We start from the raw sequence: 15,510 nt of genomic DNA, 5'->3' as shown, positions 1-15,510 counted from the left end.
ATCACTCACAGCTGTTACCGATTACTATTTCTCTACTAACAATCGGTTAAGTTGGGATTTTTCGTTCTCATTCAACTTAGGTAAAAGTTCTTCAAAAGCTGCTCTATACTTTGGGTCTTTTAATAATTTACGAATATTGTCTCTTCCAAATTTCGAAAACTGCCATAAATGATGCGTGGTGGCATTGACTAAATTATGCAATACTTCAGGGTTTATAATCTGAAAGCCTATCAAACTCTCTAATGCATTCTGACGCGTACTCGCTTCAAAATCAAGACTAGAATACTGAATCAATTCTTTAGACAAAGCGGCAGCATCTGCATTGTAATTGGGCGTATTCAAAGCCAAAGCCAACCACAAAATTCTCAAGTTATAATCGTTAAAACCTTTCCAATTCTTGGTTTGGTCCAAATAACGAACTCGGTCATTCTCGAAACTATTCCATAATTGAAACAATGCTATTTCTTGCGTTTGATAAGAAGCATCGGTTAGCAAGGTTTCATAATCGGCTTTGAAGGCTTCTGGAACTTTAGGAAATAGGTTTGCGATTTTCTGTCGGATAGACCAATTCTTTGTTGCCATCGCCACAGCTAACAACTCTTTTATATTGTCGTAGGACTCTTTTCGAAGCTGAAAAATTACACTTTCTTTCACAGTGTAATAGACATCCGATTGCAAAACTTTCATCAAAAAATCTTTCTTCTCTGCCAATGGAGTGTTGCGCAATTGGTCTAGTTCTAGCTGGACTTTTATTGCTGTATTCTTTTTAAGTAAATCATTAGCTTCTAGCGTATTGAATTTATAATCCTCAAGCCATACTTTAGAAAATAATTTGGTATCAAAAGCGGCAACTTTTTCAATTTCTACAAAAAAATCATTGGTGTTTACCGTTTGAAAAGCGTGCTTCTTGAGGTAGTTTTTTATTGCTTTTTTAAAAGCCTTATCTCCTATTTTTTGATGCAAAACAAATAAAGCCCAAGCGCCTTTTTCGTAGAAGGTCAAAGAACTCGCTTTTGCATTCAACACAGGAATGGTATCCGTGCGAGAGGCGAATTTGAGTTGCTGTGCTTTTTCGTATAAATAACTATAAAAATAATCTACTCCATACAACTCCTTCTCGGCCAACAGCGCATAATAGGTCGCAAAACCTTCTTGTAACCAATGATGTTTGCTGCTCTCGGCAGTTACCAAATCACCAAACCACTGATGCGCCAATTCGTGCGCATTGACATTGGTATATTTTCGGTCGTTAAACCCAACTGCATCCACCACATACCGACTCGAAAAAGTCGTTGCCGAAGTGTTCTCCATTCCTGCATATAAAAAATCTCTAACAGGCACCTGCTTGTAATTCCTCCAAGGGTATTTAACATCTATTTCTTTCTCCAAAAAATTAAAAATAGCCTCCGAATGGCGATAGGTTGGTTCAAAAAACGCTGCATCTTTAGGTTCATAATACCATTCTAAAGGTACGCCAGAATTGGATTGTTGCGTTTTTTTATCAAATTTACCAATAGCCATCATCAACAAGTACGAACTCATAGGCTTTTGCATTCTATAGCGCCAGTAAGTGTTATTGCCATTAGTCATTTTCTCTTTCAAGGTTCCATTGGCAATGACTTGATAGTTTTTATCAAAGACAATTTCCAAGTTAAAAACCACTTTTTCATTCACATCATCAAAACTCGGAAACCAATGGCTGGTGTATTTCCCTTGTCCTTGCGTCCAAATCTGTAAATTAGCATTCGCTTCAGAACCTATAAAGTATAAGGTTTGCTTAGGTTTGGCTTCATAAGAAAACTGCACCCATTTTTTTCCTTTTTTAAACGGATGAATTAACAACAGTTGTTTTCCATTAGTGGTAAAAGAAATCGGTTTGTCGTTCAATTTCACATTGGTAAACTGCATATTTTGCGCATCAATCTTAATGGTATCGATAGGTTGCAACACATCAAACAAGTAAGTAACAGTGCCCGAAATCGTTTTGTCCTTTGGGTTGACGAACAATTGACCGTTGGCGGTTTTAAAGTCAACCGATTGCGTTTGTTGTGCAAAAATAAATGAGGTTAAAAAAAGAAAAATATATTTCATCTAAACAGATTTTCGATAGCATTTGAATTTCAAAGTTACAACAGGGCGTCCGCTTTTAAAAATATCCGCCACGAATTCACTAATGAAGCACGAATTAAAATGTGTTTTAATGACACGAATTATTAATGTTAATGTTGATTTATTAATTACGAATAAAAAAAAATAACCACATAGAATCAAATATTAAAACAAATCAACAGATTGTAATAGAATTCGAGTAATTTAATTATAATCTTAAATAATTAGTGGCAATTGGTGTAATTCGTGGCTACTTTCATAATTTTACGGCCTACAAAAACAAACCCCAATTGAAAATAAAAGCTTTATTTAACTGGAGCAGCGGCAAAGACTCAGCACTTGCTTTATACAAAACACTACAAAATCCTGAGTTCGAAATCGACTGTCTTTTAACGAGTGTCAATCTAAAATTCCAACGCGTTTCTATGCACGGTCTTCGTGTTGAATTGCTACAATCGCAAGCTGAAAGCATCGGCTTACCGCTCGAAATAGTCGAAATTCCTGAAATGCCTACGATGGAAGTTTACGAAAATGCCTTAGCTACAACTTTGAGGCAACTCAAAACCAGAGGCATCACCCACTCGATTTTTGGCGATATTTTCCTCGAAGATTTACGCCAATACCGCGAGGACAAACTCGCCACAATGGACCTAACAGGTGTGTTTCCGTTATGGAAAATCCCAACAAAAGATCTAATTCAAGAGTTTATCGATTTAGGTTTCAAAACCATAGTCGTTTGTGTCAACGAGCGCTATTTAGACAAAAGTTTTGTGGGACGCATCATAGACCAAGATTTCATCAACGATTTGCCCGAAAACGTCGATGTTTGTGGCGAAAATGGCGAATTCCACACCTTTACTTTCGACGGCCCCTTGTTCAAACAACCCATTGATTTTGAAATCGGAGAAGTAGTCTACCGAAAATACGAAAAACCAGCCACCACCGATACGTCCGATACCGCTTGCGACACCAGCGCCTCAGATGCCTTTGATTACGGCTTTTGGTATTGCGATTTAATTCCTAAGTAAGCCTTGTATTAGGAGCAGGAAGAATGGGGCTTTTTAGCCATCAAGGTTCCGTGATTCGCTATATCTTTGCTTTTCTAAAGGGAAAAGCAAAGGATGCCGCTACTCCCGGGGCTAAAAGGCTACATCCGTACTTTTTGGGTTAATGGTCTTAAAAAAAAGAGAACAATAAAGCAAAAGCTCTAGAGTTCTCTTTAAGGTGCCGTCATAATTGAAATTAACCAAAAAATCAAATTATAAACAATTTAAGCTGTAGCCCAAAGTAATCTTTGTGGTAACAATTGTATTCTACTACAAACTGCATCTCTTTGCTTAGATTGTCATAATCGAAAGAGGCTGCGTCAATTATTTTATTTTTTAAAATTTTATCTTTCTTCGAACAAATTAAAAAGCTGAGTCACTGTATTCCAGTTTCTTATCGTAGCAATGATGTTTAATTTTTTTTCAATATATTTTTGGTCGAATCTCGTTTTCCCAGCGCCCACAGCGTATTTAATGTAAATTCTGCTGCCATCAATCTGCGCTTCATCGGGTTTCACTTGACTCATTTTTAAATCATTGATACTGTTACTTTTCAATTCCATCGAAACAAAAGCGACATACAATTTTTTCAAATCCACTTCTTTTTCTTTCAAAAAAGAATTATTAGCAAAACAAGCCTCCAAATCCGATTTTCCTATCACCACCACTGGAACTTCAAGTCCCAGCGTTTTAAATAGTTCTTGCTTTATCATAAAACCTACCTTGGCTGGATTTTCCTCTTCGCTATCCACAAAAACATTTCCAGACTGAATGTAGGTTTGCACGTTCTTAAAACCAACGGCTTCAAGAGTTGCTTTCAAAACCTCCATCTTAATCATATTATGACCCGAAACATTGATGCCACGGAGAAGCGCTAAGTGTGTTGTCATTCTTTTTTGAATTAAATTTTAACCTTCACCACTACTTTCTTCACTTTCGAAACCTCTCCAACTTTTACACAAGGACGGTGCAAATCTTCGGGGAAAAACAAGGTAAACATCCCTTCTTCCACTCTCAATAACGAAGTATCACCTTCATAAAAGGTGTAATCCTTTTCTAAGTCTTCTTCCACCATTTTCTGATTGGTCAAAGGCGCAAAACCCATCAACTCCACTCCTCTGATGACGTATTGAATATCAATGTATTTGTGGTGCCCTTCCAGTACACATTCGGATTCGTCTTTGGTATCATATTCTTGTACAATCGCAAATATTTTATCCGAATCAATTTCGTGCTTTCCTGAGGCAATAGCCTTTAAATCGGTGGTAGTTATGAACTCAAAACCTTTAGCCAAACGTTGGGTCAATTGGCTGTATAATCGGTAATTCTCTATTTTATCAATAACCATATTTCTAGTATTTAGTTTCCAAAGATATTGTGAATTGAAGGAATTTCCTAAACAAACCCATTTCCAAATCTAGAAACAATCTAGTATCTTCGCTTTGCTAAAAAAAAAATTGAAAGTAACTCATAACTGACAACTTATAACCGATAATTCAAAAATGTCCAATAACCTCCTAGAAACTCCCATTGAATATTTAAAAGGCGTTGGTCCCACTCGCGGGACATTGCTTCGCAAAGAATTGGGTATTCACAAATATGGAGATTTGGTCAATTTTTACCCCAATCGCTACATTGACCGTACACGTTATTACAAAATCAATGAATTGCAAGGCACCACAGCCGAGGTACAGATTGTTGGTAAAATTATCCACATCAAAACGGTGGAGTTTGGTAAAAATCAAAAACGTTTGGTGGCTACTTTCGTTGACGAGACAGGACAAATGGATTTGAATTGGTTTCAAGGTCACAAATGGATTAAAGAGAGCTTAAAACTCAATGAAATGTGTGTTGTTTTTGGGAAATGTACCCAATACGGCAGTCAGTTCAGTATAGCGCATCCTGAGATTGAGTTACTCGCTGAGCACCAACAAAGCTTGCGTTCGGCTATGCAACCCGTGTATCCGTCTACTGAAACTTTGACCAACAGAGGAATTAGCAACAGAGTCATCAACAAAATGATGCAGCAATTGTTTTTAGAAACACAGGCCTTGTTTACCGAGACTTTACCTCAATATTTGCTTGAAGAGTTGAAATTGATTCCAAAGAATGCTGCATTATTCAATATTCACTTTCCAAAAAACAGCGAAGCCTTAGCCAAAGCGCAATTCCGTCTGAAGTTTGAAGAATTATTCTACATTCAGTTGCAATTGATAACCAAAAATTTGATTCGCAAACACAAAATCAAAGGCCATCCTTTTTCAAAAGTAGGCGAATTGTTCAACGATTTTTATCAAAAACACCTACCATTCGATTTGACGAATGCGCAAAAAAGAGTAATCAAGGAAATCCGAACCGATATGGGAAGCAATGCCCAAATGAATCGTCTTCTTCAAGGAGATGTGGGTTCTGGCAAAACGATTGTGGCTTTTATGAGTATGCTTTTGGCTATAGACAATGGTTTTCAGGCTTGCTTGATGGCGCCCACAGAGATTTTGGCCAATCAACATTTTATCGGGCTTTCAGAATTTGCCAATACCTTAAATATTAATATCAAAATCCTAACAGGTTCTACCAAAACTGCAGCACGAAAAATCATCCACGAAGAACTCGAAAATGGAAGTTTGCAAATCTTAATCGGTACGCACGCGCTGTTGGAAGACAAAGTGCAGTTTCAAAATTTAGGCCTAGCTGTAATCGACGAGCAACATCGTTTTGGAGTAGAACAACGTTCAAAGTTGTGGAAAAAGAACTCCATCCCTCCACACGTATTAGTTATGACGGCTACTCCTATTCCTAGAACTTTGGCGATGAGTTTGTATGGCGATTTAGATGTTTCGGTTATTGATGAATTACCTCCGGGTCGAAAACCCATTCAAACTGTGCATCGTTTTGACTCCAACCGTTTGAAAGTTTGGAAATTTATTCGAGATGAAATCGCTTTGGGACGACAAATTTATATTGTGTATCCTTTAATTCAGGAATCCGAAAAAATGGATTTTAAAGATTTAATGGATGGTTACGAGAGTATTTCACGCGATTTCCCACTACCCGACTATTCCATTTCGATTTTGCACGGTAAAATGAAACCTGCAGAAAAAGATGCCGAAATGAAACGCTTCGCCGATGGAAAAACAAATATTATGGTAGCCACTACTGTAATTGAAGTTGGTGTAAATGTGCCCAATGCCAGCGTAATGATTATTGAGAGTGCCGAACGCTTTGGACTATCTCAACTCCACCAATTGCGTGGTCGCGTGGGTCGTGGTGCTGAACAAAGTTATTGTATCTTGATGACTTCTCACAAACTGACCAGCGATAGTAAAATCAGAATGGAAACTATGGTCAACAGCAATGACGGATTTGAAATTGCCGAAGTAGACTTGAAATTACGCGGACCAGGAGATATAATGGGAACCCAACAAAGCGGAGTTTTAAACCTTCAAATTGCGGATTTGGTCAAAGACAAAGACATATTGCTTTTGGCTAGAAATTACGCTTTCAAAGTCCTTAATGACGACCCTTCTATGCAAAAACCAGAAAACAACATCCTTAGAATGGTTTTTATGGAACTTACCAAGAAAAAAAATATTTGGAACTATATTAGTTAAATCTATTATTAAATTCTCTTTGTTTTTAAGAATTTATGATTTAAAACGAAACGATTCCGAGTTGTTTTATTAATTTGTATGTACAAATGTTAAATTATTTTTTCTTATTATCGCTTTCTTACAAATGCTTTACTTTTGTTTTTGAACTTTTTTTCAAAAACCAACTAAACCATTGATTATTTCTAATGTCTCATTTAATTAATTAATAAAAAAGCAAGTTTAAAATTCAATTTATCTTACTTTAGAAGGTTAAAAACAAACTGCTTTCCACACCCAAAGAATTACCAAAAAAAATAAATAACCTTATGAAAATAAAAAACCTTGTTTACACGCTTTTAGTTCTTATTATTGGAGGTTTTATAGCCTACAGAGTAGTTTCGAATTCTAAAAAAGGAGGCGATTCAAAAGACAAAGGAGGAAAAGACAAACCGATGAACGTAAGTGGAATCGTTATTAAAACCCAAGTTTTTAAAAACAATTTATCGCTTTCAGGTTCTATCGAAGCCAATGAACAAGTTGAAATTAGAAGTGAAGTTTCGGGTATTGTAGAAGCGATTTCGTTCCAAGAAGGAAGTTTTGTAAACAAAGGTCAAATGTTATTTAAAGTCAACGACCAAGAATTAAAAGCCCAACTCATTCAAGCAACAACTAAAGAAGGTCTAGCCGCAGAAAATGCTAGAAGAGCTAAATTGCTTTTACAAAAAGAAGCCATCAGTCAAGAAGAATATGATGTAGCAAGAGCCGAGCACAAATCAACGCAGGCTCAAGTGCAATTAATTAGAGCTCAAATTGCAAAAACATCAGTAAGAGCTCCTTTTTCTGGAAAAATAGGATTGCGTTCTATCTCTCCAGGAACCTACATTACACCTACTACTCTAGTTGCGAATTTGGTTAATATCGGAAAATTAAAAATTACCTTTTCAGTTCCAGAAAAATATGCTTCACAAATCAAGTTAAATACCAACATCACTTTTTCCGTTTCTGGTACCACTCAAAAATACCACGGTGTTGTTTACGCTATCGAACCTGAAGTAGCCACAGCAACTCGAACTTTACAAGTTAGAGCTATAGCCGATAATAAAGAAGGAAAGCTTTTCCCTGGAACTTTTGCTAATGTCGAATTACCATTAGATGTCATTAACGATGCAATTATTGTCCCTACGGAAGCAATAGTTCCGATTCAAAATGGTAAAAAAGTATTCATTTCAGAAAAAGGAATGGCTAAAGAAGTAAAAGTAGAAGCTTCTACCAGAACAGATGCTTCCATCTTGATTCTTTCAGGATTAAAAGCTGGAGATACTTTACTGACCACGGGCGTAATGGCTTTGAAAGATGAAACACCAGTAAAAGTTAAAATTAAGTAGTGTTTTTAGTAATTAGTAGCTAGTCATTAGTGATTAGTCATAAACAACTGAAGATTAAAACCAAGAACTAAAGACTAAGGACTTAAATAGAAAAAGAAAAAAATGAGTTTATCCACCATAAGCATAAAAAGACCCGTTTTAACGATAGTTTTAAACCTGACTATCATTTTATTTGGAGTCATTGGCTACAGTTTTTTGGGAGTTCGAGAATTCCCTTCTATCGACCCTGCTCAAGTATCGGTGAGAACGAATTATACTGGTGCCAATTCAGACATTATCGAATCTCAAATTACCGAACCTTTAGAAAAAGCCATAAACTCTATAGATGGGATTCGAAATGTAACTTCTTCGAGCATACAAGGAAGTAGTAACATTACTATTGAATTTGATTTAAGCAAAAATCTAGAAGAAGCAGCCAATGATGTTCGTGACAAAGTATCACAAGCCGTTCGTAGTTTACCACAAGATATAGATGCTCCTCCTGTAGTTTCTAAAGCGGATGCTAATGGAGAATCCATTATTTCTATGACGGTACAAAGTGATTCTAGAGACGCACTAGAATTAAGTGACTTTGCAGAGAATGTAATTGCTCAACGCCTAGAAACGATTCCTGGTGTAAGTGGCGTTCAAATTTGGGGACAAAAAAGATACGCTATGCGTTTGTGGATTGATCCCGTAAAATTAGCAGCTTATGGGTGTACTGTTGCAGAAGTTCGTGCTGCATTAAACAAACAAAACGTAGAATTACCATCCGGAAAATTAACCGGAAACAATACTGATTTGACCGTAAAAACAGTTGGAAACCTAACTAAACCTGAAGAGTTTAACAACATCATCATTCGTAGTGAGGGCGATAGAATTGTCCGTTTTAGCGATATTGGAAATGCCGAACTAGGCGCTGAAAATTTAGAGACCAAAATGAGTCAATCTGGGCTTCCGTTATTGGGTGTGGCGATAGTTCCGCTGCCAGGAGCCAATTATTTAGATATCTCCAAAGAGTTTTATAAAGTCTATAACTCTTTGCAAAAAGATTTACCAAAGGATATCAAATTGAACATTGCCATTGACAGTACGATTTTCGTGAAAAAATCGGTAGTTGAAGTAGCTGAAACTCTTGGTATTTCTATCATTCTGGTAATTTTAATTATCTATATATTCTTTAGAGATTGGGCTATAGCCTTCCGTCCGTTGATTGATATTCCTGTTTCCTTGATTGCTACATTCTTTATTATGTGGCTTTTTGGATTTTCGATAAATGTATTGACGTTGTTGGCGATTGTTTTAGCCACAGGATTGGTAGTTGATGATGGAATTGTAGTAACCGAAAATATTTTCAAAAAGGTAGAAGAAGGAATGTCTCCTATTGAAGCAGCAATAAAAGGGTCGAATGAAATCTTTTTTGCGGTAATTTCAATTTCGATTACGTTGGCTGCCGTTTTTCTTCCTGTTATATTTTTGGAAGGCTTTGTGGGGCGATTGTTTAGGGAATTTGGAGTGGTCATTGGTGCAGCTGTTTTAATTTCAGCTTTTGTTTCTTTGACTTTGACCCCAATGCTAAATGCCTATTTAATGAAAGGTGGGGTTCAAAAGAAATCAAAATTCTATTTGATGACCGAACCTTATTTTGAAAAATTAAACAGCAACTATGCAGAATCATTGGGCCGTTTTATGAAAAAGAAATGGTTGAGTTTCCCTATTCTAATTGCTTGTTTTGGATTGATTTATCTATTCTTTTCGCTTTTGAAAAAAGAAACGGCTCCTTATGATGATAGAAGTGCCATCGTAATGTCAATGACTACTCCAGAAGGTGCGTCTTACGAATATACGGATCGTTTTATGCAAGAAATCTCTAAGATTGTAGACGATTCCATTCCAGAGAAAAATGTTTCACTTATCATAACATCACCAGGTTTTGGAGCCTCTACGGTAAACAGCGGACGTGTTCGTATTGCCTTAAAAGCACCAGAAGAAAGGAAGCGTTCTCAAAAGGAAATTGCAGAACAATTAACCAAAATCACCAAACAATTTCCTGAAGCAAAAACTGCTGTGATTGAGCAACCTACAATCGCTGTAAATCGACGTGGAGGATTGCCTATTCAATACATTATTCAGGCGCCAAACTTTAAAAAATTAGAAGAGAAAATTCCATTGTTTATGGAAGAAGCTGCTAAAGATTCCACTTTTGCGATTACGGATGTGAACCTGAAATTCAACAAACCTGAAGTTACCGTTACCATCGACAGAGAAAAAGCAGAAAGCTTAGGAATTTCGGTTTTGGATATTGCACAAACCTTACAACTTTCGTTGAGCGGACAACGTTTTGGTTATTTTATGCAAAACGGAAAACAATACCAAGTCATTGGACAATTCAACCAAGAAGACCGTACAAAACCACTTGATATTACTTCTATGTTTGTCAAAAACAACAAAGGAGAATTAATTCAGATGGATAATGTAGTGACTATCCAAGAACAAAGTAATCCACCGCAATTGTATCACAACAACCGTTATATGTCGGCCACTGTTTCGGCGGGATTAGCGCCAGGCAAAAGTTTGGGCGAAGGAATTGAAGCGATGAATAGAATCAAAGCCAAAGTTTTGGACGATACGTTTACTACTGACTTAGGTGGAGAATCTCGAGATTTTGTAGAAAGTAGTTCGAATACTTCTTTTGCTTTTGGATTAGCTTTAATCTTGATATTTTTGATTTTGGCAGCACAATTTGAAAGTTTTATTGACCCGTTTATTATCATTTTGACTGTTCCAATGGCGGTAGCTGGAGCTTTATTTTCGTTGTGGTTGTTTAATCAGACTTGGAATATTTTCAGTCAGATCGGAACCGTAATGTTGATTGGGTTGGTGACCAAAAACGGTATTTTGATTGTAGAATTTGCAAATCAATTACGTGAACAAGGCAAATCAAAATTTGAAGCGATTATGGAAGCTTCTGAAGCGCGTTTGCGTCCTATTTTGATGACGAGTTTGGCGATTTCGTTAGGAGCGTTACCAATTGCTTTGTCACTTGGAGCCGCTTCTACTAGTAGAATTGGTATGGGAGTCGTGATTGTTGGTGGAACCATTTTTTCATTGGTGTTGACTTTATTTGTAATTCCAGCGTTGTATTTGATGTGGTCTAAAGCCAGAAAACATTATCCTGAATTTGACCATATTGCAGAATACGAAGCCGAATCGAAATAATTTTGGCTACGTTTTATGAAAATGAAAGGTGTAGTATAGCCCCGATAGCAGCGGCATCCTTTTTTTATTTTTCTTTTCAAAAATAAAAAAAGATATAGCGGATAGCGGGAGGAATCGTGTTTTGAAAACAAATGTGGTGCTCCTCAAATTAGAAAATTAGAATTTAATTGGTAGTTGAAAATAAGAAATGAAAAAAAATATAATTGCTTTTTTGGTATTGCTTGGCAGTGTTTTAGGAAATGCTCAAGAAGTATTGACTATAAAAGACGCGGTGGCAATAGCCTTGGAGAATAACTTCGAAATAAAAATTGCGAGTAACAACCTGAACATAGATAAAGTCAATATGTCTGAGGGAAATGCTGGTATGTTGCCTACGATAACGGGTTCGGTAGTGGATAATAACCGTATTCAGAATAGTTCGCAAACCTTGCAAAACGGACAAGTAAATTCGTTGAAAGATGCCAAAAACAATAGTTTAAATTATGGTGTGAGTTTGGATTGGACGATTTTTGATGGTTTAAGAATGTTTGCTAGGTACGATCAATTGAAGGAATTGCAAAAGTTAGGCGAAACAAGATTAAAACAAACGATTTTACTAAAAATTGCCGAAGTAAATGCTACGTATTTTGATTTGGTGCAACAACAACAGCAATTGATAGCCATTGACAGTACCTTACTGATTTCATCACAGCGATTACAATTGGCAGAAAATCGATTCAAAATTGGGAAAGCATCAAAATTAGAGGTTTTGAATGCTCAGGTAGATTTAAATACCGATAAAGTAACCTTATTGCGACAAAAAGAATTGTATGCCAATACCAAAATTAAATTGAATCAAATTCTGGCTAGAGATGTCAAGAAAGAATTTACGGTTTTGAATGAAATCAAAGTTGATAATTCTTTGGTATTACCACAATTGATTGAACTAGCTAAACAGCAAAATCCACAATTGCAAACCCAAATTATTGCCAAAAATGTTTCGGAATTGCAACTCAAACAAGTCAAAGCCGCCAGATATCCTATAGTGAGTTTGAATACAGGTTACAATTTTCAAAATACAGAATCAAGTTTAGGATTTACACGTGAATTTGCAGCTAGAGGATTCAATTACGGTTTTTCAGCAACCTTAAATATATTTGATGGTTTTGCTCAAAACAGAAATGAAAAAATAGCCAAGTTTGAATTAGAAAACACAAAACTAGCTATCGAGCAGCAATCTCAAGTATTAGAATCGCAACTGTCTACTTTTTATCAAACGTATTTGACCAATTTAGAATTGATTAATTTGGAGCAAAATAACGAAGCGATTGCCAAACAAAATCTTGCTATAACAATCGATAAGCTAAAAATTGGTACCATTACAACCATCGAATTTAGAGCCGCTCAACTGAATTATGTGAATGCAAGAGTTAGAAATAGCAATGCACAATACCAAGCGAAATTATCTGAAATTGCACTAAAAGAATTAGCGGGAAATATATCCTATTAAGAAACAGAAATTCAAGTTAACAATAGAAGTTTTTACTCATTTACTGTTTCAAAAGTAAGTCTACTTTCTTTAGTAATATACCCAAATATGTACTTTTTGTATTGTAAAAACATAAAAAATGTTTCTCACACCAAACAGCAATCCTTATATTTGCATTCTTATTAAAAATGACAAATGAAGATATCATATAATTGGCTCAAACAATTCATTAAGATTGATTGGAATTCTGAAGAAACAGCAGCATTACTAACAGATTTAGGACTTGAAGTAGAAACTGTAGACAAATACCAATCTGTAAAAGGAGGTTTAGAAGGCATTGTAGTTGGACACGTACTCACTTGTGTACCACATCCAGATGCAGATCGATTAAAAGTTACAACTGTAGATTTAGGAGATGGGACACCCGTTCAAATTGTTTGTGGAGCAAGTAATGTGGGCGCTGGACAAAAAGTACCTGTTGCAACTATTGGAACGGTTTTGTATGATAAAGAAGGAAACCCTTTTACCATAAAAAAGGGAAAAATACGCGGACAAGAAAGCCACGGAATGATTTGCGCAGAAGATGAATTAGGTCTTGGCGAAAGTCATGATGGAATTATGATTTTAGATGAAACTTTGGTTCCAGGAACTAAAGCTGCCACAGTATTTAAAATTGAAAATGACGAAGTTTTTGAAATAGGATTAACACCTAACCGTGCTGATGCTATGAGTCATCTTGGAACCGCAAGAGACCTAAGAGCTGGAATGCTACAAAGCGGCGTTAACGTAGAATTAATCACACCATCTGTTAGTAATTTTAGAGTTGACAAAAGAACTTTAAAAATAGATGTTGATGTAAAAGAAAGCAAATTAGTACCAAGATATTGCGGGGTTACTATCTCTGGAATTACTGTAAAATCATCACCTGAATGGTTACAAAATCGCTTAAAAGCAATAGGAATCAATCCGAAAAACAACATTGTTGACGTAACCAATTATGTTTTACACGATTTAGGACAACCGCTTCACGCTTTTGACGCTAATAAAATTAACGGAAAAGTACAGGTAAAAACGTTGCCTACTGGAACAAAATTTACTACTCTTGATGATGTCGAAAGAACTTTGCATGAAGAAGATGTAATGATTTGTGATGACAAAGGACCAATGTGTATCGCAGGTGTATTTGGAGGAAAAAATTCTGGTGTATCCGAAAACACAACAGCAATTTTCCTTGAAAGTGCCTACTTTAATCCAGTAAGCGTTCGAAAAACTGCTAAAAGACATCAATTAAACACTGATGCCTCTTTCCGTTTTGAGCGTGGAATAGACCCAACCATCACTGAATATGCTTTAAAAAGAGCGGCATTATTAATTCAAGAAGTAGCTGGTGGAGAAATTACATCTGATATTGTGGATGTATATCCAAAGAAAATAGAAGACTTTACAGTTTTCTTAAACTTTAGCAAAGTGGCTAAAATCATTGGTCAAGAATTACCAAAAGATACCATCAAGCAAATTTTGGCTTCTTTAGAAATAAAAGTAAACAGTGTTTCTGATGCTGGTTTGGGATTAACAATTCCTTCCTATCGTGTTGATGTTCAAAGAGAAATAGATGTAATCGAAGAAATTCTTCGCGTTTATGGCTACAACAATATTAGTCTATCCAAAAAAATCAATGCTTCTGTAGCTAATTCACCAAGAACAGAAGATTATAAAGTTCAAAACACTATTGCTTCACAATTGAACGCACAAGGCTTTCATGAAATGATGGCCAACTCGTTGACTACTGCTGCTTATGCGGAACTTTCAACTGTACTAAAGGAAGAACACAATGTGACGATGCTAAATCCATTAAGCAGTGATTTAGCAACAATGCGACAATCCTTGTTGTTTTCAGGATTAGAAGCATTGGCTTACAATATCAACAGAAAAAATGCCGATTTAAAACTATTTGAATTCGGAAAATCATACCACAACTACCCTTCTGGTTACGAAGAAATCAAACATTTGACTTTGTTCCAAACCGGAAATAGAAATCAAGAAAGTTGGACACAAGCCTCACAACCATCTAATTTCTTTTTATTTAAAGGTTTTGTTACTGCAATTTTAGAAAAATTAGGAATTCAAAAAACAAATTGTATTCCTGTAACTTCTGATGTATTTTCAGAAGGTATTGCTTTTGGATTAGGTCAAGAAACTTTAGTTGAATTTGGAGTTGTTAAAAAGTCAATTTTAAAGTATTTTGGAATTAAACAAGAAGTTTTTTATGCAGATTTCAATTGGGCACTTGTTTTAAAATTAGTGTCAAGCAAAATTAAATTTACCGATATTCCAAAATATCCAGAAGTTCGTAGAGATTTGGCTTTGTTATTAGACAACGAAGTCTCTTACGATGCTATTTATAAAATTGCAAGACAAACAGAAAAAACATTGCTAAAAGAAATCAACTTGTTTGATGTCTATGCTGGGTCAAATTTACCTGAAGGCAAAAAATCATATGCCTTAAGTTTTACAATTCAAGATACAGCAAAGACTTTAGAAGACGCTCAGATTGATAAAATCATGTCTAAACTGCAAAAGAATTTTGAAACAAAACTTGGAGCTGTTTTGAGATAATTTTTTCCATGAATATAGATTTCATTATAAAATCGGTAAAGGAATATTCCTTTACCGATTTTTTTTGAAATATTGTAACTAATCTGGAACTATCGTAG

The 15,510-nt window shown here is 35.8% G+C and carries 9 protein-coding genes; 6 read left to right on the top strand and 3 right to left on the bottom strand.

Annotated elements, in window-relative coordinates; translation table 11 throughout:
• Positions 1-24 precede the first annotated feature (24 nt).
• Positions 25-2,091 (bottom strand): M1 family metallopeptidase, encoded by a 2,067-nt coding sequence (locus tag ACSVH5_RS00045; protein WP_438059424.1) that lies wholly within the window; start codon positions 2,089-2,091, stop codon positions 25-27.
• A gap of 308 nt (positions 2,092-2,399) precedes the next feature.
• On the opposite strand from ACSVH5_RS00045, the gene ACSVH5_RS00040 reads away from it, so the two are divergent.
• Positions 2,400-3,137 (top strand): diphthine--ammonia ligase, encoded by a 738-nt coding sequence (locus ACSVH5_RS00040; protein WP_438059959.1) that lies wholly within the window; start codon positions 2,400-2,402, stop codon positions 3,135-3,137.
• A 362-nt stretch (positions 3,138-3,499) separates the two neighbouring features.
• Here the strand turns inward: ACSVH5_RS00040 and ACSVH5_RS00035 are convergent, their stop codons facing one another.
• Together ACSVH5_RS00035 and ACSVH5_RS00030 are read right to left on the bottom strand one after the other, a co-directional pair.
• Positions 3,500-4,045: a DUF1697 domain-containing protein gene (locus ACSVH5_RS00035; protein WP_438059423.1), complete on the bottom strand. Its 546-nt coding sequence runs from the start codon at positions 4,043-4,045 to the stop codon at positions 3,500-3,502.
• 11 nt (positions 4,046-4,056) lie between these two features.
• Positions 4,057-4,503 (bottom strand): YhcH/YjgK/YiaL family protein, encoded by a 447-nt coding sequence (locus ACSVH5_RS00030; RefSeq protein WP_438059422.1) that lies wholly within the window; start codon positions 4,501-4,503, stop codon positions 4,057-4,059.
• Positions 4,504-4,657: 154 nt separating this feature from the next.
• On the opposite strand from ACSVH5_RS00030, the gene recG reads away from it, so the two are divergent.
• The 5 genes from recG to pheT all read left to right on the top strand — a co-directional run bounded on the left by recG (position 4,658) and on the right by pheT (position 15,412).
• Positions 4,658-6,766 carry an ATP-dependent DNA helicase RecG gene (recG, locus tag ACSVH5_RS00025; RefSeq protein WP_438059421.1) on the top strand — a complete coding sequence of 703 codons (2,109 nt, stop codon included), beginning with the start codon at positions 4,658-4,660 and terminating at the stop codon, positions 6,764-6,766.
• 305 nt (positions 6,767-7,071) lie between these two features.
• Positions 7,072-8,130 (top strand): efflux RND transporter periplasmic adaptor subunit, encoded by a 1,059-nt coding sequence (locus ACSVH5_RS00020; RefSeq protein ID WP_438059420.1) that lies wholly within the window; start codon positions 7,072-7,074, stop codon positions 8,128-8,130.
• A 102-nt stretch (positions 8,131-8,232) separates the two neighbouring features.
• Complete coding sequence (locus ACSVH5_RS00015; RefSeq protein ID WP_438059419.1) at positions 8,233-11,328, top strand: efflux RND transporter permease subunit; 3,096 nt, start codon at positions 8,233-8,235, stop codon at positions 11,326-11,328.
• 187 nt (positions 11,329-11,515) lie between these two features.
• A complete protein-coding gene (locus tag ACSVH5_RS00010) occupies positions 11,516-12,817 on the top strand; it encodes a TolC family protein (protein WP_438059418.1) in 1,302 nt (433 codons plus the stop codon).
• A 174-nt stretch (positions 12,818-12,991) separates the two neighbouring features.
• The gene (gene pheT / locus ACSVH5_RS00005) at positions 12,992-15,412 is read left to right on the top strand and encodes a phenylalanine--tRNA ligase subunit beta (protein WP_438059417.1); all 2,421 of its coding nucleotides are present in this window, start codon (positions 12,992-12,994) and stop codon (positions 15,410-15,412) included.
• Positions 15,413-15,510: the final 98 nt, after the last annotated feature.

The sequence above is a fragment of the Flavobacterium sp. RSSA_27 genome (assembly GCF_051547125.1).
Classification (GTDB): domain Bacteria; phylum Bacteroidota; class Bacteroidia; order Flavobacteriales; family Flavobacteriaceae; genus Flavobacterium.
This window is presented reverse-complemented; position numbering and strand designations above follow the sequence as displayed.

What these genes read in the sequence shown, in the direction of transcription:
- ACSVH5_RS00045 (WP_438059424.1), bottom strand. Translation starts at nt 2,091, where the DNA reads ATGAAATATATTTTTCTTTTTTTAACCTCATTTATTTTTGCACAACAA.
- ACSVH5_RS00035 (WP_438059423.1), bottom strand. Translation starts at nt 4,045, where the DNA reads ATGACAACACACTTAGCGCTTCTCCGTGGCATCAATGTTTCGGGTCAT.
- ACSVH5_RS00030 (WP_438059422.1), bottom strand. Translation starts at nt 4,503, where the DNA reads ATGGTTATTGATAAAATAGAGAATTACCGATTATACAGCCAATTGACC.
- recG (WP_438059421.1), top strand. Translation starts at nt 4,658, where the DNA reads ATGTCCAATAACCTCCTAGAAACTCCCATTGAATATTTAAAAGGCGTT.
- ACSVH5_RS00020 (WP_438059420.1), top strand. Translation starts at nt 7,072, where the DNA reads ATGAAAATAAAAAACCTTGTTTACACGCTTTTAGTTCTTATTATTGGA.
- ACSVH5_RS00015 (WP_438059419.1), top strand. Translation starts at nt 8,233, where the DNA reads ATGAGTTTATCCACCATAAGCATAAAAAGACCCGTTTTAACGATAGTT.
- ACSVH5_RS00010 (WP_438059418.1), top strand. Translation starts at nt 11,516, where the DNA reads ATGAAAAAAAATATAATTGCTTTTTTGGTATTGCTTGGCAGTGTTTTA.
- pheT (WP_438059417.1), top strand. Translation starts at nt 12,992, where the DNA reads ATGAAGATATCATATAATTGGCTCAAACAATTCATTAAGATTGATTGG.